Genomic DNA, 21,973 nt, shown 5'->3' on the forward strand with positions numbered 1-21,973 from the left:
CGCCGGGATCGTGACCGCCCGCCCCGGAGCCGCCCGCGTGGCCGCGCGGGGCACGCTGGTGGCGGCCGCCGGGTTCGTGCTGTGCGGCCTGCCGGTGGCGGGGGCGTCGATCGCCGGGGTGCTCGTGATCGGGGTCGGGGCGCAGCTCGTGCTCGCGCCCACGCTCGTGCTGATCGGCGCCCTCGCCGAGCACATCCAGCCGCCCGCATACGGCGCGGCGTACGCGCTCTACAACCTGGCCTACACCGGCGGCCTCGCAGTGGCCCCGCTCGCGGCCGGCACGGCGGCCGCGCTCGCCGGCGTCGCCGCGACGACGATCGCCGCGGCAGCCGTCGCCGGCCTGACCGGCGCCTGGCTCCTGCTGCGCCGCAGCCCTTCGTCGCCCACGCTCCCCGTCGACCGGTAGCGCGAGGCGGCACGGGGTGCGCGCCAGCGACGCGCCCCCTCGCCGCTGACGCACCCCTTCGCCCCCGAAGCCCCCCGTCGACGGGTAGCGCGAGCCGACACGAGGTGCACGAAGCGAAGCCGGTAGCGCGGGCACCCGCCCAGCGAGGCACCCCTCGCCGCGCCCAGCACCGCCCCCGCGCCGACGCACCCCTTCCCCGCCCACGCACCCCGTATCCGTCGAGGCGCCCCGTCGACGGGTAGCGCGAGCGAACGCGGGGCGCGCGAGGCGACGCAGGTAGCGCGAGCCGTCGGCTACCTGCGGGGCAGGCGGTACCAGCGGGTCGCCGTGCCGCCGCGCACCTCGGCCAGCCCCGCGTCGTCGACGCCCGCGGCGGCCACGGCGGCGTCGAGGTCGCGCACGGCCGTGCCGTAGTCGGCGCGCACGGTCACGACGGGCCAGTTGCTGGCCAGCATCAGCCGCTGCGGGCCGAAGGCCGCCACCGCGTGCGCGACGGCGGGTGCGATCGCGGCCGGGTCCCACCGGTCCCATGCGGTGAGCAGGTCGACGCCGATCGACACCTTCATCGCCACGTTCGGGCAGGCGGCGAGGGCGGCGAGCCGGGCGACCCAGGGATCGAGGTCCCCGGTCTCAAGGGGCGGGCGGGCCAGGTGGTCGACGACGACGCGCAGCTCGGGCAGCCGCCGCGCGAGCGCGACCACCGCCTCGACCTGCGCGTCGGTCACCGGGACGACGTCCCACGCGAGGTCCGCGGCGGCCAGGGTCGCCATCAGGCCGGGGTCGAGCCAGTCGAGCGGCTCCCGGGCCACCAGGCAGCGCACGCCGCACCAGCGGGCCCGGTCGGCGCGGGCGAGCTCGGCGCGGGCCATGGCGGGGTCGGCGAGCGGCAGCCAGCCGACCACCCCCGCCACCTGCGGAAACGCGGCCGCGTACGCCGCGAGCCGGTCGTTCTCGTCGGGCGTGTCGACCGACTCGACGAGCACGGTGGCCTCGACGCCCGCCGCCTCCACCAACGGCGCGAGGTCGGCGGGTTCGAAGTCCGCGGCGAGCTCCGTGTGCGCCGGATCGCGCCACGGCTGCTCCTGCAGGGCCGTCCGCCAGAAGTGGTGGTGCGTGTCGACGACGCTCACGAGCCGCTCCAGCGCGGTGCCCGGTGGGCGACGAACGCGGCCACGCCCTCGCGGAAGTCGGCGCTGCCGTAGCAGTCGGCGAGGACGTCGTCGGCGTCCACGTCGCCCGAGCCGTCCGCCGCGGCGAGCCGCCGGTCGATCTCCTTCAGCCCGGCCAGGGTGCGGGGCGCCCCGGCGGCGATCCGCTCGGTGACCGTCGCGGCCGCCGCGTCCAGCTCCGCGGGCGGCACGACGGTGTGCACGAACCCGGCGGCCGCGGCCTCGTGGGCGTCGATCGTGCGGGCGGTGAGCAGCATTCCCATCGTCCGGGAGACGCCGAGGCGGCGCTGCAACCGGGCCACGGCCGCCGGGGCGAGGATGTTGCCCAGCGTCCGCGCGATGGGCGCACCGAACACGGCGCGGTCGGTGGCCACCAGGACGTCGCAGCACGCGGCGAGCGCCAGCCCACCGCCGACCGCAGGCCCGTCGACGACACCCAGCACGGGCACCGGCACGGCGAGCAGGTCCTCGATGACGGCGCCGACGCGGCGCTCGTAGTCGAGGCCGTCGGCGGCGCGGGAGAACTCGGTGAACTGGGCGATGTCCGTGCCGGCCGCGAACGCCTCGCCCGCCCCGCGCAGCACCACCACCCGCAGGTCGGGATCGGTGCGCGCCGCGACGCAGAGCTTCTGCAGCTCGTCGTACATCTCCCAGGTCAGCGCGTTGCGCCGGGCCGGGTTGGCCAGCTCGACGTGCAGGACGGGCCCGTCGCGCCTGCTGTGCACGCTCCCCCGCGGCACCGCGGCCGCGGTCGTGCCGCGCTCGCCGCTCCGTCCCGCAGCAAGGTGGCTTTGCTCCGGTTGAGCCGGAGGAAGGCCACCTTGCTGCGACGCCGCGGCGGCGAGGACCTCCTCGGTGTGCTCGCCCAGCAGCGGCGGCGGGCGGCGGACCGCGGCCGGGGTGCCGGACAGGTGCAGCGGCGAGGCCAGCACCGGGACCGGTCCGTCGGCCGGGTCCTCCACCGTGGTCACCATCCCGCGCGCCTTGACGTGCGGGTCCTCCTCCAAGACCTGCTGGTAGTCCTGGATCGGCCCGGCCGGGACGCCCGCGGCGAGCAGCCGCTGCACCCAGGCGGCGGTGTCGTCGGCGGCGAGGCGGCGCTCCAGCTCGACCACCAGCTCCGCGCGGTGGGCCATCCGGTCGTCGTTGCGCGCGAACCGGGGGTCGTCGGCCAGCTCCGGCGCGTCGAGGGCCCGGCACAGCCGCTGCCAGAGCCGCTCGTTGTTGGCCCCGACCGTGACGAACCCGTCGCGGGTGGCGAGCGCCTGGTACGGCGCGGACATCCGGTGGGCGGAGCCGAGGGCCTGCGGTGCCTTCCCGGTGGCCCAGAACTCCGTCGACTCCCACACCGACAGCGCCACCGCCGCCTCGAACAGGGAGGTCTCGACGTACTGGCCCTGCCCGGTGCGCTGCCGGGACGCCCACGCGGCGAGGACCCCGACGGCGGTGAACAGGCCTGCCCCCAGGTCGGCCAGCGGGATGCCCGACTTCACCGGCCGGTCCCCCGGCTCCCCGGTGACGCTCATGACGCCGGCCATCGCCTGCGCGATCAGGTCGTAGCCGGGGCGGTCGGCGTACGGGCCGGTCTGCCCGAACCCGGACACGCTCGCGTAGATCAGGCCCGGGTTGAGCGGCCGGAGCGTCTCGTAGTCGACCCCGAGCTTCGCCGCGACACCCGGCCGCCAGTTCTCGACCACGACGTCGGCCGAGCGCGCCAGCTCGTGGAACGTCGCGCGGCCCGCGTCGGACTTCAGGTCGAGGGTGACGCTGCGCTTGTTGCGGTTGAGCGCGCGGAACGCGCCGGGGTGCGCGAACGACGACCGCGTCTGGTCCCCCGACTCCGGGTTCTCCACCTTCACGACGTCGGCCCCGAGATCCGCCAGGATCATCGTGCAGAACGGTCCGGCCATCACCTGGGTCAGGTCGAGCACGGTCATGCCGGCGAGTGCGCCCTCGTGGGTCGCCATACCTGGTCCTCCCTCAGCTGCTGGCGAGCGCGGCGTTGACCTCGGTCATGAACGCCCGCGCCGCGTCGCGCGTCGGCGTTCCCCCGAACACCACGCTCTCGTACGCCCGGACGAACGCGCCCTCGAAGCTCGCCTGGTACCCGGGCGGGTAGAGGACGCTCACCGGATTCTGCGCCACGATCTTCTGGTACAGCTGCAGCTCGGCGCGCTTGGTGGCCGGGAGGTTCGGATCGTCGAGCTGCTGCTGCAGGTGCCGGGTGTTGGTGACGGCGCCGTTCGACGACAGGAACGCCTTGGCCGCGCCGTCGTCGGTCATCCAGAAGTCGATGAACGCGGCCGCGGTCGGGATGTTGTCGCAGCTGGTCGGGATCGAGAAGCCCGAGGTGAAGAGCACGTTCCCGGAGCCGGACGGGCCGGCCGGCAGCGGGAGCGTCACCAGCTGCTGGCCGGGCTGCGTGCCGTCGAGCGTCTTCTGCGCGGGCGTGAGCGCGTTGCCCGGCAGGTTGTCGGCCAGCACCTTGCCCTGTGCGACGTAGCGCTGCTCGGTCTGGTCCGGCTCCTCGCCGTCCGCCTCGGGGGTGGTGGTGACGCCCGCGCCGCGGATCCGCTCCCACATGTCCCAGTACTCGACGAGCAGGTCCTCGCTGAACCCCAGCTGGCGGTCGGCGAACAGCGAGGCACCGCGGCCCGCCGTGTAGGCGATGAAGTTGTTGGGGAGCCCTCCCCCGAGGCCCACGGCCTTGATGCCGTCGGGCAGGCCGGGCTGCGCGCGCTGGAGCCAGTCGGCGAACGCGTCCCAGTCGTAGCCGTCGGCGGGCAGGCCGGCCCCGGACCGTTCGGCGAGCGTGCGGTTCACGGTCAGCGCGTCGTAGGCCGCGCCGTAGGGGATCATGTAGAGCTTGCCGTCGAGGCCGCGGCCGGTGTCGAGGACCTCGGGTGGGATCTGCGAGACGTCGATCGTCCCGGCGTCGATCATCGGCTGCAGGTCGAGCAGCGCGTTCTTCGTGGTGTAGTCGTTGAGCTGGCGGCCCTGCAGCTGGGTGACGCAGGGCATGTTCGCGCTGGAGGCCTGCACGTTCAGCCGCTCCATGTAGGCCTGGAAGTCGGCCGACTCACCCTCCACGGCCGTCCCCGGGTGCGCGGCCTTGAACAGGTCGATCACCGCGTTGGTGGCCTCGTTGCGCGGCCCGGAGCCCCACCACGAGACCCGGATGTTCCCGGTGACGTCACCGGTGCCGTCGGCGCCCTCGTTCGGGTTGGCGCCGATCGAGGTGCCGCCTGCGCACCCGGTGGCCAGCAGGCCGAGCGCGAGCGCCCCGGCCGCGAGCGAGCGTCTGAACAACTGCGTTCCCTTCTCTTCGAGTGGGCCCTGCTACTTCAGCCCGCTCGTCGCGATGCCCTCGACGAGCAGTCGCTGCGCGGCCAGGAAGAACCCCACGATCGGGGCGAGCGAGAGCGTCGCCATGGCGAAGAGCGGCCCGTACGCCGACTCGCCGGTGGCGTCGAGGAAGCCGTTGAGGCCCTGCGCGACCGTCCACGTCTCCGGGCGGACGAGGTAGAGCAGCGGCCCCAGGAAGTCGTTCCACGTGGAGATGAACGTGAACAGCGCCGTGGTGCCGAGCGCCGGGATCGACAGCGGCAGGATCACGCGGCGGAAGATCCCGACGTGCCCGCACCCGTCGATGCGCGCGGCGTCGTCCAGCTCCTGGGGCAGGGTCCGGATGAACTGGACCATCAGGAAGATGAAGAACGCGTCGGTGGCCAGGAACTTCGGCACCACGAGCGGCAGGATCGTGTTGATCCACGCCAGCTCGTTGAACAGCACGTACTGCGGCACCAGCGTGACGTGGTAGGGCAGCAGCATCGTGCCGAGCATCAGCGCGAACATCGTCCTCTTGAAGGGGAACGTCAGCCGCGCGAACGCGTAGGCCGCCATCGAGCAGGCCACCACGTTCCCGACCACCGCGAGCAGCGTGATCGCCAGCGAGTTCAGGAAGAACCGGGAGAAGTTGAGGTTCCCGAGGCTCCAGCCGTCGACGTAGTTCTGCGTCGTGATGTGCTCCGGCCAGATCGACAACGTCCCGAACGCCTCGTTGCTCGGCCGGAACGACGCGCCCACCATCCACAGCAGCGGGTAGAGGAGCACGACCAGCACCGCCACCAGCAGCGCGTGCCGCGCCAGCGCGATCACGAGGGGGTTGCGCGACCGGCGTCGCCCGAAGATCATCTCTCGTCTCCGTAGTGGACCCAGAAGCGGGCGGTGGCGAACAGGCCCGCGGTGAAGAGCGCGAGCACGACCACCAGCGTCCAGGCCATCGCCGACGCGTAGCCCATCTCGAGGTTCGCGAAGCCGCGCTGGTAGAGGTAGAGGGTGTAGAAGAGGGTGGAGTCGAGCGGGCCGCCCTCCCCGCCGGAGATCACGTACGCCGGCGTGAACGCCTGGAACGCGTTCACCGTCGACAGCAACAGGTTGAAGAAGATCAACGGTGTCAGCATCGGCAGCGTGACGTGCACGAACCGGCGCACCGCGCCCGCCCCGTCCACCGCGGCGGCCTCGTAGTACTCCTTCGGCACCTGACGCAGCCCGGCCAGGAAGATGATCATCGTGGAACCGAACGCCCAGACGTGCAGCACCACCAGCGTCGACAGCGCGGTGCCGGGGTTGCCGATCCAGCTCCCGCCCTCGATCCCGACGAGCGCGAGCACCTTGTTGACGATGCCGTCCTGGCCGAAGACCTGCCGCCACAGCACCGCGATCGCCACGCTCGAGGCGATCAGCGAGGGCAGGTAGAACGCGGCCCGGTAGCCGGGCAGGAACGCGATCGCCTTGTTCAGCAGCATCGCCACCGCGAGCGACACCACGAGCAGCAGCGGCACCGAGATCGCGACGTACCGCAGCGTGACGCCCACGGACGCGAGGTAGCGCGGGTCGGCGGTGAACATGCGCACGTAGTTGTCGAAGCCCACCCACTGCGCCGGCGTCATCAGGTTGTAGCGGGTGAACGACAGGTAGAGCGAGTAGATCATCGGGCCGATGGTCAGCAGCAGCATCCCGGCGATCCACGGCGCAAGGAAGCCGTAGGCCGCGAGCGCCTCCCGGGTGCGGCGGCTCGGCCCGCGCGCAGGCGACGGGGCCGGTGCCGCCGGGGGTGCGACGGGGGCCGCGGTCCCGGCGGTCATCGGGCCGGCTCCCGGCGGGCCTCGACCCGCGCGGCGAGGGTCTGGGCGAGCCAGCCGGCCAGCGGCACCGGGACGGCCGCGGCCCGGGCCGCCTGCACCACCTCGGCGAGGTCCTTGCTCCACGGCCGGTCGCGGACCGGCGTGCCGCTCTCGTCGTAGGCGGCGGCCGTGCGGTCCCAGAAGCCGAGGTTCCGGGCGATCCAGGAGTCGCCGAGGCTCGTCTCCAGCGCGGTGAGCAGCGCGTCGGTCGCGACGCCGTGCGCCGCCGCGAAGTCGATCGCCTCGTAGACGCCCGCGAGGTTCGCGAACATCGTGAGCTGGTTCGCGAGCTTGGCCGCCGCCCCCGCGCCGACCGGGCCGACGTGCAGCACCGGGTCGCCGATCGTGTCCAGCAGCGGGCGCAGCCGCTCCAGCGCGGCCTCCGCACCGCCCACCATCACCGTGAGGGTGCCGTCACCCGCACGCTCGGCACCCCCGCTGACCGGGGCGTCGAGCAGGTCCACGCCGTGGCCCGCCGCAACCCCGGCCAGGCGGGTCGCCGTCTGCGGGAGCACCGTGCTGTGCACGACGACGGCCCGGCCCGGTCGCTCTACGGCGAGGTAGGCGTCGAGCACCTGCTCGACCGCGGCGTCGTCGGGGACGGCGAGCACCAGCACGTCCCGATCGGCGAGCGCGGCCGCGTCCGGCACCGCCGTCGCACCGAGCGCGACGACGGGTTCGGCGCGCCCGGGCACCACGTCGTGCACGGCGAGGTCCCACCCCGCGCGCACGAGGGTGGTGGCCAGCGGGCGGCCCAGGTTCCCGAGGCCCGCGAGGCCAACGGAGGTCGGCGGCACTGCCATGGTTGCTCCTGCGGCTCAGACGCCGGCGTAGTAGGCCTCGACGGCCTCGATGTCGACCGTGCTGTCGGTGGGGAGGCCGAGGGCGGCGTAGTGCTTGCGCCGGGCGTTCATGTCGGCGAGCAGTACCGCGCGCGCGTGCGTCGCCACCTCGTGCGCGACCTCCACGGGCACGACGATGCAGCCGTCGCCGTCGGCGCCGACGATGTCGCCGGGCCGCACCTGCACGCCGCCGCACGCGATCGTCGTCTGGACCTCGACCACCTCGATGCGGCCCGGGATGATCGGGCGTCCGCGGTGGCGGGTGCAGATCGGGGTCCGCTGGCGGATCAGCTCGTCGGTGTCGCGGCAGTACCCGTCGGTGATGACACCGTTGGCCCCCTTGACGACCGCGCCCATGGAGTTCTCCGAACCCCAGAAGCCCACCTCGCGACCACCGCCGGAGTCGGTGACCACGACGTGCCCCGGCTCCAGGTCGTCGGGCAGGCGCTTGTGCCCGTACCGGCCGAACCAGATGCCGTGCGCCCCGACGATCTCCTCGGTGGTGTCGAGCTTCCACATCGGCTTGTTGGCCGGGACGCAGCGGATCGTCGCCGCGGGCCCCCAGAACCGGATGCCCTCCCAGAGCGGCCGGACCTCGCGCGACATGAGCGTGAGGTCGAAGTAGCCGATGCCGTCGAGGGCGTCGGCGACGTCGGCGACCCGCAGGTGCCGGTAGAGCGAGCCGAGGTTCTCCGGGTCGGCCTTCGCCGGGGCCGACCGGTCCTGCGCGATCGTCATGGGGCGCCTTTCGAGTAGTCCTCGTCCAAGTCGGCTATTGTCTACAACAGTCAAAAGACGTGCGCAAGACACCGGATCCCCGCGGCCCCGTCCAGCGGGTGCGGGATGCTGGTGACGACAGGAGCAGTGGGAGGGCGACATGACCGGCGTCGACGCGGCCGATCAGATCGGGTCCGGCGAGCGGATCGACCCGCCGAGCCTGGTGGCGCTGGCCGCGGAGTCGATCCGGAAGATGATCCTCTCCGGGGCCTTCGCGCCCGGTGAGCGGCTGATCGAGGAGCGGCTCACCGAGCACCTCGGGATCAGCCGCCCTCCCCTGCGGGAGGCGCTGCGGCTGCTGCAGAACGACGGGCTGGTCGTCACGCGCCCCCGCTACGGCTCCACCGTCGCCACCCTCACCGACCAGGACGTCTTCGAGATCCTCACCCTGCGCACCGGCCTGGAGAAGATGGCCGTCGAGCTGGGCGTGCCGGTGCAGGAGCGCAGCCGGTTGGCCGCCTGCCACGCGGCGCTCGAACGGATGGAGCGCAACGCCCGCGACGAGGACCGCGGCTCACTCGTCGAGAACGGCTACGCGTTCCACGCCTCGATCGTCGCGCTCGCCGGGCACCGGAGGCTGTCGGAGATCTACCGCTCCGTGCAGCAGCAGATGCTGCTCTGCATGTCCCGCAACCTGGACACCCGCGAGCGCTACTACGAGAGCCTCGTCGAGCACGTCGCCCGGCACCGCTACCTGCTGGAGCTCATCGAGGCGGGTGACCCCGCGGCCGTGCTGGCCGAGCTGGCGGTGCACGGGGAGCGCAGCTTCGCGGAGCGCCGGGACGGGGAGGACTGACCCGCTCACAGCATCGCCAGGAGCATCGCGGCCATGCCGCCGCTCATCAGGACGTGGCCGGCGCTCCCCGACGCCCTGAGCACCCGGGCGAACGGCGTCGCGCAGAGCACCACGACGAAGGCGATGGTGATCAGCTGCGTCACCGCGGGAGCCGCGTGACCGTCGTGCCCGTGCGAGGCGGGCATCGAGAGGACCATCCAGACCATCGCCCCGAGCGCGAGCAGGTGGAACGCGTTGCCGGCCGAGGGCGGCTCGGCCGGATCGACCACCCGCACGACGAACACGACCGCGAGCACCCCGAACACCACGAGCTGCGCGACGCCGCCCGGCGTGTCCGGCCCGGCAGGCCATCCCCACGCCATCCCGGCCATCGCGATGCTCATCAGCAGGTGCGACAGCTCGGCCGTCCGGTCGCCCCCGTCGACCGGCACCAACAGCCGGACCAGCGAGCGCACGCCGGTGATCGCGAAGATCACCGTGAACGCCGACACCAGCGCCAGGGGCGGAGTCGTCATGGCGGTGTTCACCCCCGACGAATAGCAACCAGGTAGTTGCCTCTCAATGTATAGCAGCCACCTGGTTGCGTCAATCGCTCGTCAGGACAACGGCAGCGCGCGGGGGCCGGGGACGATCCGCCCGGACAGCGCGCCCAGCTGCTCGACCTCGATCGTGACGACGTCGCCGGGCTGCAGCCACGGGTAGCGCTCCGACCCGTGCAGGCCGGAGAGCTCCAGCAGGCACCCGGTGCCGACCGTGCCGCTGCCGATCACGTCGCCGGGCTGCAGGCGCGTGCCGCGGGAGGCGTAGGCGAGCATCTGGCCGAACGACCAGTGGATGTCGGCCCAGCTGCCGCCGCCGAGGTCGCGGCCGTTCACCGACCCCCGCATCGCGAGCCGGTAACCCTTGCCGTCGCGGTGGGGCTCCAGCTCGTCCGGCGTGACGAGGACGGGGCCGATGCTGGTGGCGCCGTCCTTGCCCTTGGCCGGGCCGAGCCCGACCGTCGACTCGCGCTGCTGCACGTCCCGTGCCGACCAGTCGCAGAAGATGGTGTAACCGGCGATGTGCTCCTCGGCCTCGGCCGGTGTGAGGTCGCTACCGGCCCGGCCGACGACGGCGGCCACCTCCACCTCGTAGTCGAACGCCTCGCACCCGGGCGAGATCGGGACCTCCTCGTCGGGCCCCAGGATCGCGGCCGGGTTGGAGAAGTAGAAGACCGGCTGCTCGAACCACACGGGCGGCGGTGCGCTGCGGCCGAGCGCGCGCACGGCGTTGCGCAGGTGCTCCTCGAACGACAGGAAGTCGCGCACCGACGGCGGCCGCGGGATCGGCGCGCACAGCCGCACGTCGGCGAGGCCGACCACCTCGACCGGGTCCGCCGCGGCCCGCTCGGCCGCGGCCGCGAGCCCCGACTCGATCAGCCCGAGCAGCGTTCCGTCCAGCCCGTGCACGCGTCCGTCCTGCAGCAGCCCGGGGCGTTCGGTCCCGTCGGCGGCGCGGTAGGTGACCCAGCGCATCAGGCGAAGCACCCGATCGGACCGCCGTGGAACGCGACCATGTCCGGCCACACGGCGTCGAGCGGGATCCGGGTGCCGAGCGGGTGCCCGTCGAGCTCGTTGTACGCGCGGTGCAGGTTGCCGACGAGCCGCTCGCTCTCCTGCCAGGACGCGAACCGGTTGTCCTTCTCCGCGGTGGCCGCCTCCATGGGCGTGCGCCCGGCCGCGTGGTGCTCGCGGGCCACGGCGTCGACGAACGCGGCGTACTCGGCGAGGTCGCCGAGCAGCGCCGGGATCTCGTCGCCGCGGCACACCGGCCCGTGCCCGGGCACGAGGACGTCGGGCTCCAGCGCGCGGATCCGTGCCAGCGCGGGCGGGTAGCCCGCGAGGCTGCCCTCGACGAGGAACGGCTGGCCGCCTGCGAACGCGAGGTCACCGGCGAAGAGCACGCGTTCCTCGGGCAGCCAGACGATCACGTCGCTGCGCGTGTGGGCCGGCCCGACGTGGATCAGCTCCACCGCCCGCTCCCCCAGGTGCAGGGTCATGGCACCGGTGAACGTGACGTCCGGCGGCCGGATCTCCAACCGGCCGTAGTCGGGCCCGGCGAGCACCTGCGCGGCGACGAGCCCCGCGGCGAGCACGTCCTCCCGGCAGTGCACGTGCCCGATGACCGGGGTCTGCGGCGGCACGAGCCAGTTGCCGTAGGTGTGGTCGCCGTGGTGGTGGGTGTTGACCAGCGCCCGTGGCGACCCGGGGCAGACGGTCGCGACGGCCCCGAGCAGGGCCCGGTTGCGCGCCTCGGTGGACGTGGTGTCGACGAGCAGGTGCCCGGTCTCCCCGGCCACCGCGCCGGTGTTGTTGATCATCCAGCTGCCGTCCGGCTGGACGTAGGCGAAGACGCCGGGCGCCAGCTCGGTGAGCTCGGGCGGGGGCATCGTCGTGGTCATGCGGTCCTCTCCAGGGTCGGCGCCGGCTCGGGCTGCCGGTCGGTGCGGGGTAGCAGGAACGTCAGCAGGCCGGCGGCCGCGAAGAACACCGCGCAGACGAGCAGCCCGCCGGACAGGCCGGTGACCGTCGCGAGCGCGGCCAGCCCGAACGGCGCGAACGCCGAGACGCCGCGGCCGACGTTGAAGCAGAACCCGGCACCCGTCGTGCGAATGCGGGTCGGGAACAGCTCGCCGATGTACGAGCCGAAGAGCCCGGTGAACGCAGCGAAGAACGCGAACAGCGGCCCGAACCACAGCAGCGCGGTCTGGTTGCTGGTGAGCGCGTACAGCGGGAGCGTCACGGCCACGCCGAGCAGCGAGACGATGATCGCGGAGCGGCGGCCGATCCGGTCGGCGATCAGGCCGAACACGTTGTAGCCCACGAACATGCCGAGGTTCAGCACCGTCATGAAGACCGCCACCGTCCCCGCCGGGATGCCGCGCTCGGTGGCCAGGTACGTCGGCAGCCAGGTGGAGCCGCCCCACCAGCCGGTGAGCGCGAGGCCGGCCACCAGCGTGGCAACGACCGTACGCCTGCGCACGCCGGAGGCGAAATCTCGGTGACGGACACGCGGCCGCCCGCGTCCGCCGCCCGCGCGCGCGTCCAGGCCGTCGACTCCGGGAAGAACGGGACCACGACCAGCAGCGGGAGCACGACCCCGGCCCCCGCGACCAGGAACATCAGCCGCCAGTCCGGCAGGAAGAGCCCCGACAGCAGCGCCGCGACGACGCCGCCGATCGGGAAGCTGCTCAGCACGAACGCCGCCGCGCGCCCGCGGGACTCGCTCGGCCACGTCTCCACCACGTACGCCGCCACCACGCCCCACACCCCGCCGAGGCCGAACCCCGCGACGAACCGCATCAGCAGGAACAGCTCGAAGTTCGGGACGACCGCGAGAGCCGCGGTGAAGACGCCGAACACGGTCAGGGACGCGATCAGCGCCCTCTTGCGCCCGAAGTTGTCCGAGACGTACCCGGCCAGCACGCTCGACAGCCCGATCCCGAGCAGCGTCGCCGTGGCGAGCAGGCCGGCCTGCCCCGCGCCGAGCCCGAGGTCCTCCCGGATCGCAGGCAGCGCCAGCGACAGCAGGATGATCTCCATCGCATCGAACATGTAGGCGAGGAAGCACCCGCCCAGCACCACCCACCGCATCCGCATCGCGTCTCCCCTTCGAAACCGGCGCGCCGGACTGTACGGACGTCCAGTCAGTCCGGTCAACACCGTACTGAACGCCCGTCCAGTACGGTGGGTGGATGCCCCAGGCAGCCGTCGTCGAGGCCCCGATCGCCCGCCGGGAACGGATCCTCGACGCCGCCGAGCGCGTGTTCGCCGAGTCCGGGTACCACGGCACCACCCTGCGGCAGATCGCCGCCGCGGCCGGCGTCAAGCTCTCGCTGATCGGCTACCACTTCGAGTCGAAGATCGCGCTCTACACGGCCGTCTTCGCCCGCCGCCAGCACGTCAACGAGGAACGGCTGCGGCTGCTGGAGTCGATCGAGGACCTGTCGGCGCCCGACGCGCTGGACCGCATCGTCGCCGCGTTCATGGACCCGGTGGTGGCGCTCGCCGAGGAGGGGGCCGCGTACCGGCGGCTCGTCCTGCGCGAGGCCGCCGACCCGTCGAGCATGCGGCGGCCGGTGATCCGCGAGCTGTTCGACCCCATGGCCCGGAGGTTCATCGACGCGCTGCGGATCGCCCTGCCCGGCAAGCCGCCCGGGTTCTACGAGTGGAGCTACCTCTTCGCGGTGGGCGCGCTCACCCAGAGCGCCTTCGACGACCGCATGGGCAGCCTCACCGACACTCCCCCGCCTGCGTCCAACGTCGAACTGCTGCGGGGGTTCATCACGGCGGGGTGGCGGCACGGCTGAGGGCCGTCGCACACGAACATCGGCGCTCGCACACGAACTGCAGTTGGTGTGCGAGCGCACAGGTTGGTGTGTGAGCGGGCGTCGTAGGGTGGCAACCGCTTTCCTCGGGAGGATCGGTGACCATCGACGGACGTCCACGCGTCGCGTTGCTCGGCGTGCACGGCTACGGGCGCGTGCACCTCGACGGGCTGATGCGCCTCGCCGCCACCGGTGCGGTGCGGGTGGCGGGGCTCGCGGACCCGCGGCCGCCCGAGCCGCAGGCCCTCGAGCGGCTGCGGGCGCTGCCCGGCGGCGCCGACGTCCCGGTGCTCGCCGACGCGGCCGCGCTGCTGGAGCGGGTACGCCCGGACGTCACGATCGTCTCCACCCCGATCCACACTCACCTGCCGCTGGCCCGGCTCGCGCTCGCGGTGGGGTCGCACCTGTTCGTGGAGAAGCCGCCGACGGCGTCGATGGAACAGTTCCGGGTCCTGTCCGCCGAGATCGCCGCCGCCGGGCGCGTGTGCCAGGTCGGCTTCCAGTCGTTCGGCTCGCACGCCCTCGCGCACGCGGCCCGGCTCGTCGCCGACGGCGCCGTCGGGCGGGTTCGCGGGATCGGGGTGCACGGCGCGTGGGTGCGGGAACGCGCCTACTTCACGCGCGCGGCCTGGGCGGGCCGGATGGAGCTGGACGGCGTGCCGGTCACCGACGGCGCACTCACCAACCCGTTCGCGCACGCCACGGCGTCGGCGCTGCGGGTGGCGGGGGTGCCCGACGACGCCGACGTCGCCGTCGAGCTGGAGCGCTACCGCGTCGCCTCGCCCGAGAGCGACGACACCGCGGCGGCCCGGCTCACCGCGGAGGGCCTGCCGATCGTCGTGGCGGTGACGCTGTGCGCCGCCGAGCAGCGGCCGCCGCTCATCGTCGTGCACGGGGAGCGGGGCCGGCTGGAGCTGGAGTACACCACCGACACCCTGACCGGCCGCACCGCCGACGGCACGGAGGTCACCGCGCCGCCCGGCCGCACCGTCCTGCTGGACAACATGGTGGAGCACCTGGCCGACCCGGCCGTACCGCTGCTCGCGCCGCTCGCCGCGTGCGCGCCGTTCATGCACCTGGTGGAGGCCGTGCGGCGCGACGGGCCGGCCCGCCCGCTCCCGCCGAGCGCCGTCACCGGGACGGGTGGCCGGCCGGTCGTGAAGGGCGCCGACGAGCTCGGACGGCAGTGCGCCGAGGAGCTCGCGCTGTTCTCCGAGCTGCCGGTGCCCTGGCCGGGAGCGGCCTGAGCGGGCGCCTGGGAGGTCAGGAAAGCCACGTTCCCGGCCGCCAGGTTCAGGATCGTGGCTTTCCTGACCCCGCGGTCCGGTCGAGGCGGATCCGCACGGCGATGCCGGCGCAGACGATCACGGCGATGCCGCCGAGCACGGTCGGCCAGGTCAGCTCCTCGCCCAGGAGGAGCGCCGCCCAGGCGATCGTGAGCACGGGCTGCACCAGCTGCACCTGGCTGACCTGCGCCATGGGACCGATGGCCAGGCCGCGGTACCAGGCGAAGAAGCCGAGGAACATGCTCACCGCCGCGAGGTAGGCGAACGCGGCCCACTCGACCGGCGTCGCGTCGGGCGGCTGCCGGACGACCGACGCGGCGGCCAGGGCGATCATCAGCGGCGCGGCCAGCACGAGCGCCCACGAGACGGTCTGCCACGAGCCGAGCTCCCGGGCGAGCAGGCCGCCCTCCGCGTAGCCGATCGCGGCCGCGACGACGGCGCCGAACAGCAGCAGGTCCGCCGGGTCGAGCCGGCCGAACCCGCCGCCCTGCAGGGACGCGAACCCCAGCGCGGCGAGGGCGCCGATCACCGCCATGACCCAGAACGACCGGGGAAGGCGCTCCCGCTCCCGCAGAACGGCCACGACCGCGGTCGCGACGGGCAGGAGCGCGATCACCACTGCGCCGTGAGCGGCCGGCACCGTCGTCAGCGCGTACGAGGTCAGCAGCGGGAAGCCGGCGACGATGCCGCCGGCCACCACGGCCAGCCGCACCCACTGACCGCCCGTGGGCGGGCGCTGCCGGGTCAGGACGAGCGCGGCGCCGGCGAGCACTGCGGCGCCGACCGCGCGGCCCGAGCCGATGAGCAGCGGCGACAGCCCCCCGACGGCGACGCGGGTGAAGGGCACGGTCAGGGAGAAGGACGCCACGCCCAGCAGGCCCCACCAGAGCCCGGACGATAACGACGCGGCGCCGCGGCGAGTAGCGCTACTGTCTACTGACATGTCCGACGATAGCAGTGCGCGGATCGTGGCCGGGCTCCGCACGTGGATCGCGCAGGCACCCCCGGGCGCGCAGATGCCGTCCAACCGGGCGCTGATGGCGCGGTACGGGGCGAGTCCGGTGACGGTCCAGAAGGCGATGCGGACGCTCGGCGCGCTCGGGCTCGTCGAGAGCCGCCCCGGCGTCGGCACGTTCGTCCGTGCGGTGCGGACCGCCCGCGCGCTCGACTACGGCTGGCAGACCGGCGCGCTCGGGGCACCGCGGGCGCGCATCCCGACGCTGTCGACGCCCCTGCGCAGCGCGGCCCCCGACGCGATCGGCCTGCACGCCGGCTACCCCGACCGCACGCTCCTCCCCGAGCGCCTGGTGCGCACGGCGCTCACCCGGGCGGCACGGAGCACCGCCGCGCTCGTGCGCTCGGACGCGGCCGGCTCGCCGGAGCTGCGGGCCTGGTTCGCCACGGAGCTCGCCGAGGCGACCCCGGCCGGCGGCACCCCGCCGGCCGCGCGCGACGTGCTGATCGTGCCGGGCAGCCAGAGCGGGCTGAGCTCGATCTTCCGGGCGATCGTGGGCTTCGGCCGCCCGGTGCTCCTGGAGTCCCCGACGTACTGGGGCGCCATCCTCGCCGCGGCGCAGGCGGGCGTGCGCGCCGTCCCCGTGCCCAGCGGGCCGGACGGCCCCGACCCGGACGAGCTCGCGCGCGCGTTCGAGGAGACCGGGGCCCGCCTGCTCTACGCCCAGCCCAACTACGCCAACCCGACGGGCGCGCAGTGGTCGCGGGAGCGGGCGGAGCGGGTGCTCGACATCGTCCGTGCCCGCGGCGCGTTCCTCGTCGAGGACGACTGGGCGCACGACTTCGGCATCGACGGCGCCGCCCGCCCCCTCGCCGCGCACGACGAGGCGGGACACGTGATCTACGTGCGCTCCCTGACCAAGAGCGTGTCACCGGCGGTGCGGGTGGCTGGGGTGATCGCCCGTGGCCCGGTCCGGGACCGCATCCTCGCCGACCGCGGCGCCGAGTCGATGTACGTCAGCGATCTCCTCCAGGCCGCCGCGCTCGACGTCGTCACGCACCCCGGATGGCGCACCCACCTGCGCCACCTCGGCCAGCAGCTGCGGGCGCGCCGCGACCTGCTGGTCGACAGCCTCGCCGAGCACGTCCCGGACGCCCAGCTCGACCACGTGCCCCGCGGTGGCCTGCACCTGTGGGCCCGCCTGCCCGACGGCACCGACGTGGACCGGCTCACCCGCGACTGCGAGACCGACGGCGTGCTGATCGCGCCAGGCACCGAGTGGTTCCCCGCCGAGCCGTCCGGCCCCTTCGTCCGGCTCAACTACACCGGCCCCGACCCCGAACGGTTCCCCGACGGGGCCCGCGTGATCGGGCGCGCGCTCGCCCGGCAGGCCCCGGCGGACCGGTCCGCGCCCCGGGTTCAGGAACCGCGTGGATGACGTGTCGCGTCGGGTGCGGCGCTGCCAACCAGCTCCTCCAGCACCGGACCGACCCTCGCCGCCACCGCCTCGTCGACGAGGGCGACCTCGTCGACGAGCAGCGCGCACGTCGCCGCGAATGCCCGGTGCACCTCCGCGGGGTCGGGCGACCGGACCAGGGTCGCGGCGAGGGGGGCCGTCACCGCCCGCGGGAGGTCGTCGACGCCGCGGCCCTGGACGGTCGCCAGGTCGTGCCGCAGGCAGGCCAGTGCGATGACGTGCTCCCGCATGCCACCGATCATGTGCTCGGCCTGCCAGATCCGCCCTGGACCGATCGCCGGGCGCGCGTGCAGCGCGTGGAGCCAGGTCCATCCGACGAGCCGCGTCGCCGGTGCGGGCGGCGCGACATCGCCGTCCAGTGCCTCGCCGAACACCAGCACGAAACGGGGTCCGGTCGGCCGGAACCGGTCGAAGGGCCAGAAGGAGATGTCGACCTGCAGCGTGTCGGCGCGCAGGAAGACGCGGTAGAGCGTGTCCGCGCGGATGACGTCGAGGTGGTCGACCGCGGAGTGCTCGCGGCGCATGAGATCGGTCCGGTCCGCGACGACCGCGTCCCGATCGACGTTCGCGCCGACCCGCAGGGCGAGGTCGATGTCCGACCACCGGTCCTGGCGGCCGGATGCGGTCGAGCCGACCAGCGCGGCAGCGGCGATCCGTCCGTCGCGGCGCGCCCTGTCGAGCAGGGTCTCCTGCAGCCGACCACGCGTCCCCTCGGTGAACACCCGGTCACCCCCCTGCTCGTCGAGCCATTCGGGTGCGAACAGTGACCACACCTCGGCGTCGTATCGGGTGCCGCGATGCAGGTACCGCTCCCGGAGCGCGCCGTCGCGATGCATGCCGAGCCTGCGGGCGACCGCGATACTCGCGACGTTCTGGGGTGCCACCCACCACATCCGCCACGAGGTCCGACAGCCTGATGAACCGGCCCACGAACTCGCGCCCTCGATCGATGTGGGCCAGGAACTCCTCGGCGTGCTCGAGCCGCAGTGGGCGCGGTGCGGCCCCGTCGCCGAGGGACGTGCCTTCCGGCGAGACGGCCGTCATCGACGCACTCCCTTCCCCTTTGAGATATCAGATGCTCATTTTGCTGTATCAATGCGGTGATAGGCTCACTCGGTGGGTGACATCCATCCCGTGCTCACGGGCACGCCTCACATCCCCGCCCTGTTGCTGGTCGGCCGTGAGGACGCGGGCCTCGGCCGCACCAGCCAGGCCTACCGGGCGATCAGGCGCCAGATCATCGACCTGACACTGCCACCCGGCAGCAGCTTCACCGAGACGTCGCTCGCACGGCAATGGCACATCAGCAAGACCCCGGTGCGCGAGGCGCTCGCCCGGTTGCGGCGCGACGGGCTCGTGACCGCGCTCCCGCGCGCCGGGTACGTCGTCAGCCCGATCACGCTCCGGGACACCGACGATCTCTGTGCGATGCGGACGCTGCTGTCCGCCGAGGCCGCCGCCGCTGCCGCGCGCCGTGGCGTCGGGGCGCCCGCGCTCGACCGGCTCGACGAGCTGTCCCGGGTGCCCGTCGCGCTCGCCGCGGGCGAGGTCGGGCAGGAGGAGTCGCTGCGGGCCGGGATCGAGTTCGAGGCCGTCATCGCCAGCTCCTGCGGCAACGACCGCCTCGCCAAGGCGGTGGTCGACGTGGTCGACGAGCTGGAGCGGGTGCTGCGGATGGCCGCGTTGATCGCTCCGGAAGCCGCGAGCCCGCCCGGGGAGCTGCAGGCCATCGTCGAGCGGCTGCGCGCGCGGGACGTCGACGGCACCCACTCGGCCGTGCGCGAGCGGTGCGAACGCGTGCGGCGCGACGTGCTGCTGGTCCTGGCCAGGAGCACGTCGGTCAGCAGGGCGAACATCGAGATGCCGCCGGCGGTGCTCCCGCCGGCCACGCCGGCGTGAGGAGAAGTCCCGCGGCGCCCCCCGGGCGGTCCGGCAACGCGCCGTTCACGCGTCCCGTCCCCCGTCCCAACGGCCGCAGGGCACGACCGCGAACCCCCGGCTGGGGAACACGGTGTCCATGAAGAAGTCGTGCATCGCCGGGTCGCCGTCGGCGCACCCGTCGCGCAGGACCGTCAGGCGGTAGCCACGGTCCGCGGCGTCGTAGCAGGTCGCGGCGACCATCGCGCTGGTCGCGACGCCGGCGACCGCGAGCGTGTCGACACCGCGCGCGCGGAGCACGAGGTCGAGATCCGTGCCGGCGAACGCGCTGGCACGCCGCTTCAGGACGACGACGTCCTCCTCGGCGACCGGCAGATCGACCTCGGTCCCGGCCGATCCCTCGTGGAACGCATCCCCGGCGTCGTGGAACGACCGGAACATCGCGTTGCCCGCCGGCAGGTCGGCCCCGTTGCGGCGGAGGCCGAAGTGCACGAACACGACGAGGGCACCGGCCGCGCGAGCGCGCGGGAGCAGCTCGGTGAGCGGCGGCACGACCTGCCGGGCGAACGGGTAGTCGGCCGTGATGCCCCGCTGGATGTCGCCGATGACCAGCGCGGAGTTCATGACGCGCTCCCGGCAGGCCGCTCCATCCGTCGCCCGGTGGTCGGCAGCACGGCGATGCCGGCCGCGTGGTCCGGCGGGGTCGATGGGACCTTCATCGGGACGACTCCTTCACTCGTGGGCGGCTGAGATCAGAGTATGACCTCTCTGAGATGCCAACAACTCTGATTGAGGTCTCAGGCCTTGCCATTGACGCAACCGGCGGGTTGTCATAGTCTGAATTGCAACCAACGGATTGCTATATCAGACCGGTGCCCGGGAGGACCCGATGTTCGACCCACTTGCCATGGTCATCGCCGACAAGGCGACCGTGCAGCACGTGATGTCCGGTTGCCCGGACGCACCGACGACACCCGACCGCCCGCCCCGGCAGCGCCTCCACCGGCCGCGCCGGTTGGTGGTCACGGCTCTGCGGCGCCTTGCCGACCGGATCGAGCCGGAGTGCGTCCCGGCCTCGTGACCGGGTCATGTGTCGCACGCGCGGCGGGGCATGTGCAGATGGCAACGATGATCCACACCTACTTGCCGTCGGCTCGTCGACCACTACGAGCGGTTGCGGGCCATGTTCGGACCGGATCGCGCGCAGGAGTTCGTGCGCCTCTTCCTCACCGCCGGCGTCGGGCACTGCCGCGGCGGCGCCGGTGCGCAGCCGGCCGACCCGCTCGCCGCCCTCGTCGGCTGGGTGGAGAACGGCGAGGCGCCCGTCACCCTGGACGGCGAGCGGCTCGACGGGAACGGCGCGACCACCGCAACGCGCCCGATCTGCCCGTACCCACCGTCGCCCGCTGGAACGGCCAGGGCGACCCGAACGACGGCAGCGCCCATCATGCGACGAGACGACTCGGATGGCGGTCCCGCGCCCCGGAGCGCCCCACTTTCACAGGGTCAGGAACGTCAGCGCATCGCCGCGTTGCCCGCGTCCTGGGCCTGCTGCAGCCCCTCCGCCACCGGGGTACGGCCGGCGAACACCTCGTTCAGGATCGGGTTGAACGCGGTGGACGCGGCCTCGAACTTCGGGCCGGAGGGCGCCGGGATCGTTGCGGTGCCGCCCTCGTCGCCGAAGAAGCGGGTGTCGACGCCCTGCCCCTCCCAGTAGTCGTAGTACTCCTGCTGCGCGCCGGTCACGGCGGGCAGCGCCGCGCCCTCCGCCCCGACGAAGGAGGCGCCCTCGGCCGAGCCCAGCCAGCGCAGCACCTTCAGGATGGCGTCCCGGCGGGGGCTGTCGGCGTTGCCGGCGGCGATCACGCTGTTGACGACGCTGACCCGGCCCGCGGGGCCGCCCAGCAGTGGCGCGATGCCCCACTCGAACGTCGCGCCGTCGCCGATGTTCTTGAGGTTGTAGGTGCCGGACTGGAAGAGGGCCATCTTGCCCTGGAGGAACTGGTCGCGGCTGAAGTCGCCGTTGTCGTTGGTGTCGGCCGCCGACGGCGCCACGTGCTCGGTGTTGATCAGCTTCACGAGGTAGTCGAACGCCTCGACGGTCTTCGGGTCGGTGAAGGTCAGCGTCTCGTCGGGGGCCTGGATGCGGCCGCCGTTGGAGCCGACGAAGTCGTAGTAGATGGCCTGCAGGTCGCGGCCCGCGTTGAAGCCGTACTGGGTGATCGCGCCCGGGTCGAAGCCGGGCTGGTCGGCCGTGCGGCCCGCGCTGTCGCGGGTGAGCCTGCGCGCGGCGGGCAGGAACGTGTCGGCGGCCGGGTCGGTGGGGTTCCAGGTGAGGTTGTCCGGGTCGACGCCCGCGGCCGCGAGCATGGCCTTGTTGTAGTAGACGACGATGCGGCCGTCGGTGAGCGCCGGGACGCCCCAGAGCGTGCCGTTCCGCGAGTACTGCTCCACCGCGGCCGGCACCCAGCTCGCGACGTCGCCTCCCAGCTCCTTGCCGACGTCGATCAGCTTGCCGCCGTCGGCGAGCGACCCGAAGTTGGAGCTGTTGAGCCAGTAGACGTCCTCGGCCGTGCCGCTCGCGACGTCCAGGTTGAGGCCGGTGAAGTAGTCGCTCCACGGCACGACGTTCAGCTCGACCCGCACGTCCGGGTTCTGCTGGCTGAACTCGTCGAACGACTGCTCGTACGCGGTGGCGACGTCCTCGTCCCAGAGCCGCACGGTGACCGTGGTGACGCCCTCGTCGGAGGGGGCGTCGTCCGGGGCGGCAGGCGAGCAGGCGGCCAGCGCGAGTGCGGCGGCCACGGCCGTGACGAGGGGGCGCAATCTCATGGG

At 73.4% G+C, this 21,973-nt stretch carries 23 protein-coding genes and 1 pseudogene; 8 read left to right on the forward strand and 16 right to left on the reverse strand.

Annotation, left to right across the window (positions count from 1 at the left end; genetic code table 11):
- Positions 1–406: hypothetical protein (locus tag ABEA81_RS13540; RefSeq protein WP_345605371.1), on the forward strand; the 406-nt coding region annotated here is incomplete at its 5' end.
- 293 nt (positions 407–699) lie between these two features.
- On the opposite strand, the gene ABEA81_RS13545 is transcribed toward ABEA81_RS13540, so the two are convergent.
- The 7 genes from ABEA81_RS13545 to ABEA81_RS13575 are packed head-to-tail and all read right to left on the reverse strand — an operon-like array spanning position 700 to position 8,341.
- Positions 700–1,536 (reverse strand): amidohydrolase family protein, encoded by an 837-nt coding sequence (locus ABEA81_RS13545; RefSeq protein WP_345605372.1) that lies wholly within the window; start codon positions 1,534–1,536, stop codon positions 700–702.
- On the reverse strand, positions 1,533–3,542 hold the full coding sequence (locus ABEA81_RS13550) for an enoyl-CoA hydratase (protein WP_345605373.1): 2,010 nt from the start codon (positions 3,540–3,542) through the stop codon (positions 1,533–1,535). Before ABEA81_RS13550 ends, ABEA81_RS13545 begins: the two co-directional genes overlap by 4 nt.
- A 13-nt stretch (positions 3,543–3,555) precedes the next feature.
- Positions 3,556–4,884 (reverse strand): ABC transporter substrate-binding protein, encoded by a 1,329-nt coding sequence (locus ABEA81_RS13555; RefSeq protein WP_345605374.1) that lies wholly within the window; start codon positions 4,882–4,884, stop codon positions 3,556–3,558.
- Positions 4,885–4,914: 30 nt separating this feature from the next.
- Positions 4,915–5,769, reverse strand: a complete 855-nt coding sequence (locus tag ABEA81_RS13560; RefSeq protein ID WP_345605375.1) for a carbohydrate ABC transporter permease — start codon at positions 5,767–5,769, stop codon at positions 4,915–4,917.
- Positions 5,766–6,722, reverse strand: coding sequence for a carbohydrate ABC transporter permease (locus tag ABEA81_RS13565; RefSeq protein ID WP_345605376.1), 957 nt, complete (start codon positions 6,720–6,722; stop codon positions 5,766–5,768). The genes ABEA81_RS13560 and ABEA81_RS13565 overlap by 4 nt, the downstream gene beginning before the upstream one ends.
- Positions 6,719–7,564 (reverse strand): NAD(P)-dependent oxidoreductase, encoded by an 846-nt coding sequence (locus ABEA81_RS13570; protein ID WP_345605377.1) that lies wholly within the window; start codon positions 7,562–7,564, stop codon positions 6,719–6,721. Before ABEA81_RS13570 ends, ABEA81_RS13565 begins: the two co-directional genes overlap by 4 nt.
- Positions 7,565–7,579: 15 nt before the next feature.
- The gene (locus tag ABEA81_RS13575; RefSeq protein ID WP_345605378.1) at positions 7,580–8,341 is read right to left on the reverse strand and encodes an RraA family protein; all 762 of its coding nucleotides are present in this window, start codon (positions 8,339–8,341) and stop codon (positions 7,580–7,582) included.
- 139 nt (positions 8,342–8,480) lie between these two features.
- Between ABEA81_RS13575 and ABEA81_RS13580 the strand changes: the two genes are divergently transcribed.
- The gene (locus tag ABEA81_RS13580; protein ID WP_345605379.1) at positions 8,481–9,176 is read left to right on the forward strand and encodes a GntR family transcriptional regulator; all 696 of its coding nucleotides are present in this window, start codon (positions 8,481–8,483) and stop codon (positions 9,174–9,176) included.
- Positions 9,177–9,181: 5 nt separating this feature from the next.
- Here ABEA81_RS13580 and ABEA81_RS13585 read toward each other — a convergent pair whose 3' ends face one another.
- The 5 genes from ABEA81_RS13585 to ABEA81_RS13605 all read right to left on the reverse strand — a co-directional run bounded on the left by ABEA81_RS13585 (position 9,182) and on the right by ABEA81_RS13605 (position 12,814).
- A complete protein-coding gene (locus tag ABEA81_RS13585) occupies positions 9,182–9,691 on the reverse strand; it encodes a DUF5134 domain-containing protein (protein ID WP_345605380.1) in 510 nt (169 codons plus the stop codon).
- Positions 9,692–9,772: 81 nt separating this feature from the next.
- Positions 9,773–10,690, reverse strand: a complete 918-nt coding sequence (locus ABEA81_RS13590) for a fumarylacetoacetate hydrolase family protein (RefSeq protein ID WP_345605381.1) — start codon at positions 10,688–10,690, stop codon at positions 9,773–9,775.
- Positions 10,690–11,616: an MBL fold metallo-hydrolase gene (locus ABEA81_RS13595; protein ID WP_345605382.1), complete on the reverse strand. Its 927-nt coding sequence runs from the start codon at positions 11,614–11,616 to the stop codon at positions 10,690–10,692. The genes ABEA81_RS13590 and ABEA81_RS13595 overlap by 1 nt, the downstream gene beginning before the upstream one ends.
- Entirely contained in the window at positions 11,613–12,167 is a 555-nt protein-coding gene (locus tag ABEA81_RS13600; RefSeq protein WP_345605383.1) for an MFS transporter, read from the reverse strand. The genes ABEA81_RS13595 and ABEA81_RS13600 overlap by 4 nt, the downstream gene beginning before the upstream one ends.
- Positions 12,062–12,814: an MFS transporter gene (locus tag ABEA81_RS13605; protein ID WP_345605384.1), complete on the reverse strand. Its 753-nt coding sequence runs from the start codon at positions 12,812–12,814 to the stop codon at positions 12,062–12,064. The genes ABEA81_RS13600 and ABEA81_RS13605 overlap by 106 nt, the downstream gene beginning before the upstream one ends.
- Positions 12,815–12,909: 95 nt before the next feature.
- Here ABEA81_RS13605 and ABEA81_RS13610 point away from each other — a divergent pair, with 95 nt between their 5' ends.
- Both ABEA81_RS13610 and ABEA81_RS13615 read left to right on the forward strand, forming a co-directional pair.
- Complete coding sequence (locus tag ABEA81_RS13610) at positions 12,910–13,524, forward strand: TetR/AcrR family transcriptional regulator (protein ID WP_345605386.1); 615 nt, start codon at positions 12,910–12,912, stop codon at positions 13,522–13,524.
- A 116-nt stretch (positions 13,525–13,640) separates the two neighbouring features.
- Complete coding sequence (locus ABEA81_RS13615; protein ID WP_345605387.1) at positions 13,641–14,789, forward strand: Gfo/Idh/MocA family protein; 1,149 nt, start codon at positions 13,641–13,643, stop codon at positions 14,787–14,789.
- 46 nt (positions 14,790–14,835) lie between these two features.
- On the opposite strand, the gene ABEA81_RS13620 is transcribed toward ABEA81_RS13615, so the two are convergent.
- Entirely contained in the window at positions 14,836–15,771 is a 936-nt protein-coding gene (locus ABEA81_RS13620) for a DMT family transporter (RefSeq protein WP_345605388.1), read from the reverse strand.
- Here ABEA81_RS13620 and ABEA81_RS13625 point away from each other — a divergent pair.
- Entirely contained in the window at positions 15,770–17,221 is a 1,452-nt protein-coding gene (locus ABEA81_RS13625; protein WP_345605390.1) for an aminotransferase-like domain-containing protein, read from the forward strand. The two genes, ABEA81_RS13620 and ABEA81_RS13625, sit on opposite strands and share 2 nt — an antisense overlap.
- Here ABEA81_RS13625 and ABEA81_RS13630 read toward each other — a convergent pair.
- Positions 17,203–18,144 carry a nucleotidyltransferase domain-containing protein gene (locus tag ABEA81_RS13630; RefSeq protein WP_345605391.1) on the reverse strand — a complete coding sequence of 314 codons (942 nt, stop codon included), beginning with the start codon at positions 18,142–18,144 and terminating at the stop codon, positions 17,203–17,205. The genes ABEA81_RS13625 and ABEA81_RS13630 overlap by 19 nt on opposite strands.
- Positions 18,145–18,376: 232 nt before the next feature.
- Between ABEA81_RS13630 and ABEA81_RS13635 the strand changes: the two genes are divergently transcribed.
- Positions 18,377–19,159, forward strand: coding sequence for a GntR family transcriptional regulator (locus ABEA81_RS13635; protein ID WP_345605392.1), 783 nt, complete (start codon positions 18,377–18,379; stop codon positions 19,157–19,159).
- 45 nt (positions 19,160–19,204) lie between these two features.
- Here ABEA81_RS13635 and ABEA81_RS13640 read toward each other — a convergent pair whose 3' ends face one another.
- Positions 19,205–19,762 carry a cysteine hydrolase family protein gene (locus ABEA81_RS13640; RefSeq protein WP_345605393.1) on the reverse strand — a complete coding sequence of 186 codons (558 nt, stop codon included), beginning with the start codon at positions 19,760–19,762 and terminating at the stop codon, positions 19,205–19,207.
- Positions 19,763–20,027: 265 nt separating this feature from the next.
- Between ABEA81_RS13640 and ABEA81_RS13645 the strand changes: the two genes are divergently transcribed.
- Positions 20,028–20,219 carry a hypothetical protein gene (locus ABEA81_RS13645; protein ID WP_345605394.1) on the forward strand — a complete coding sequence of 64 codons (192 nt, stop codon included), beginning with the start codon at positions 20,028–20,030 and terminating at the stop codon, positions 20,217–20,219.
- A gap of 87 nt (positions 20,220–20,306) precedes the next feature.
- Positions 20,307–20,534 (forward strand): annotated as a pseudogene (locus tag ABEA81_RS42670) (tannase/feruloyl esterase family alpha/beta hydrolase); the annotation flags it as partial.
- 119 nt (positions 20,535–20,653) lie between these two features.
- Here ABEA81_RS42670 and ABEA81_RS13650 read toward each other — a convergent pair.
- Positions 20,654–21,970 (reverse strand): ABC transporter substrate-binding protein, encoded by a 1,317-nt coding sequence (locus ABEA81_RS13650; RefSeq protein WP_345605395.1) that lies wholly within the window; start codon positions 21,968–21,970, stop codon positions 20,654–20,656.
- Positions 21,971–21,973: the final 3 nt, after the last annotated feature.

Origin of the sequence: Pseudonocardia adelaidensis (genome assembly GCF_039543345.1) — a bacterium.
Taxonomy (GTDB): domain Bacteria; phylum Actinomycetota; class Actinomycetes; order Mycobacteriales; family Pseudonocardiaceae; genus Pseudonocardia; species Pseudonocardia adelaidensis.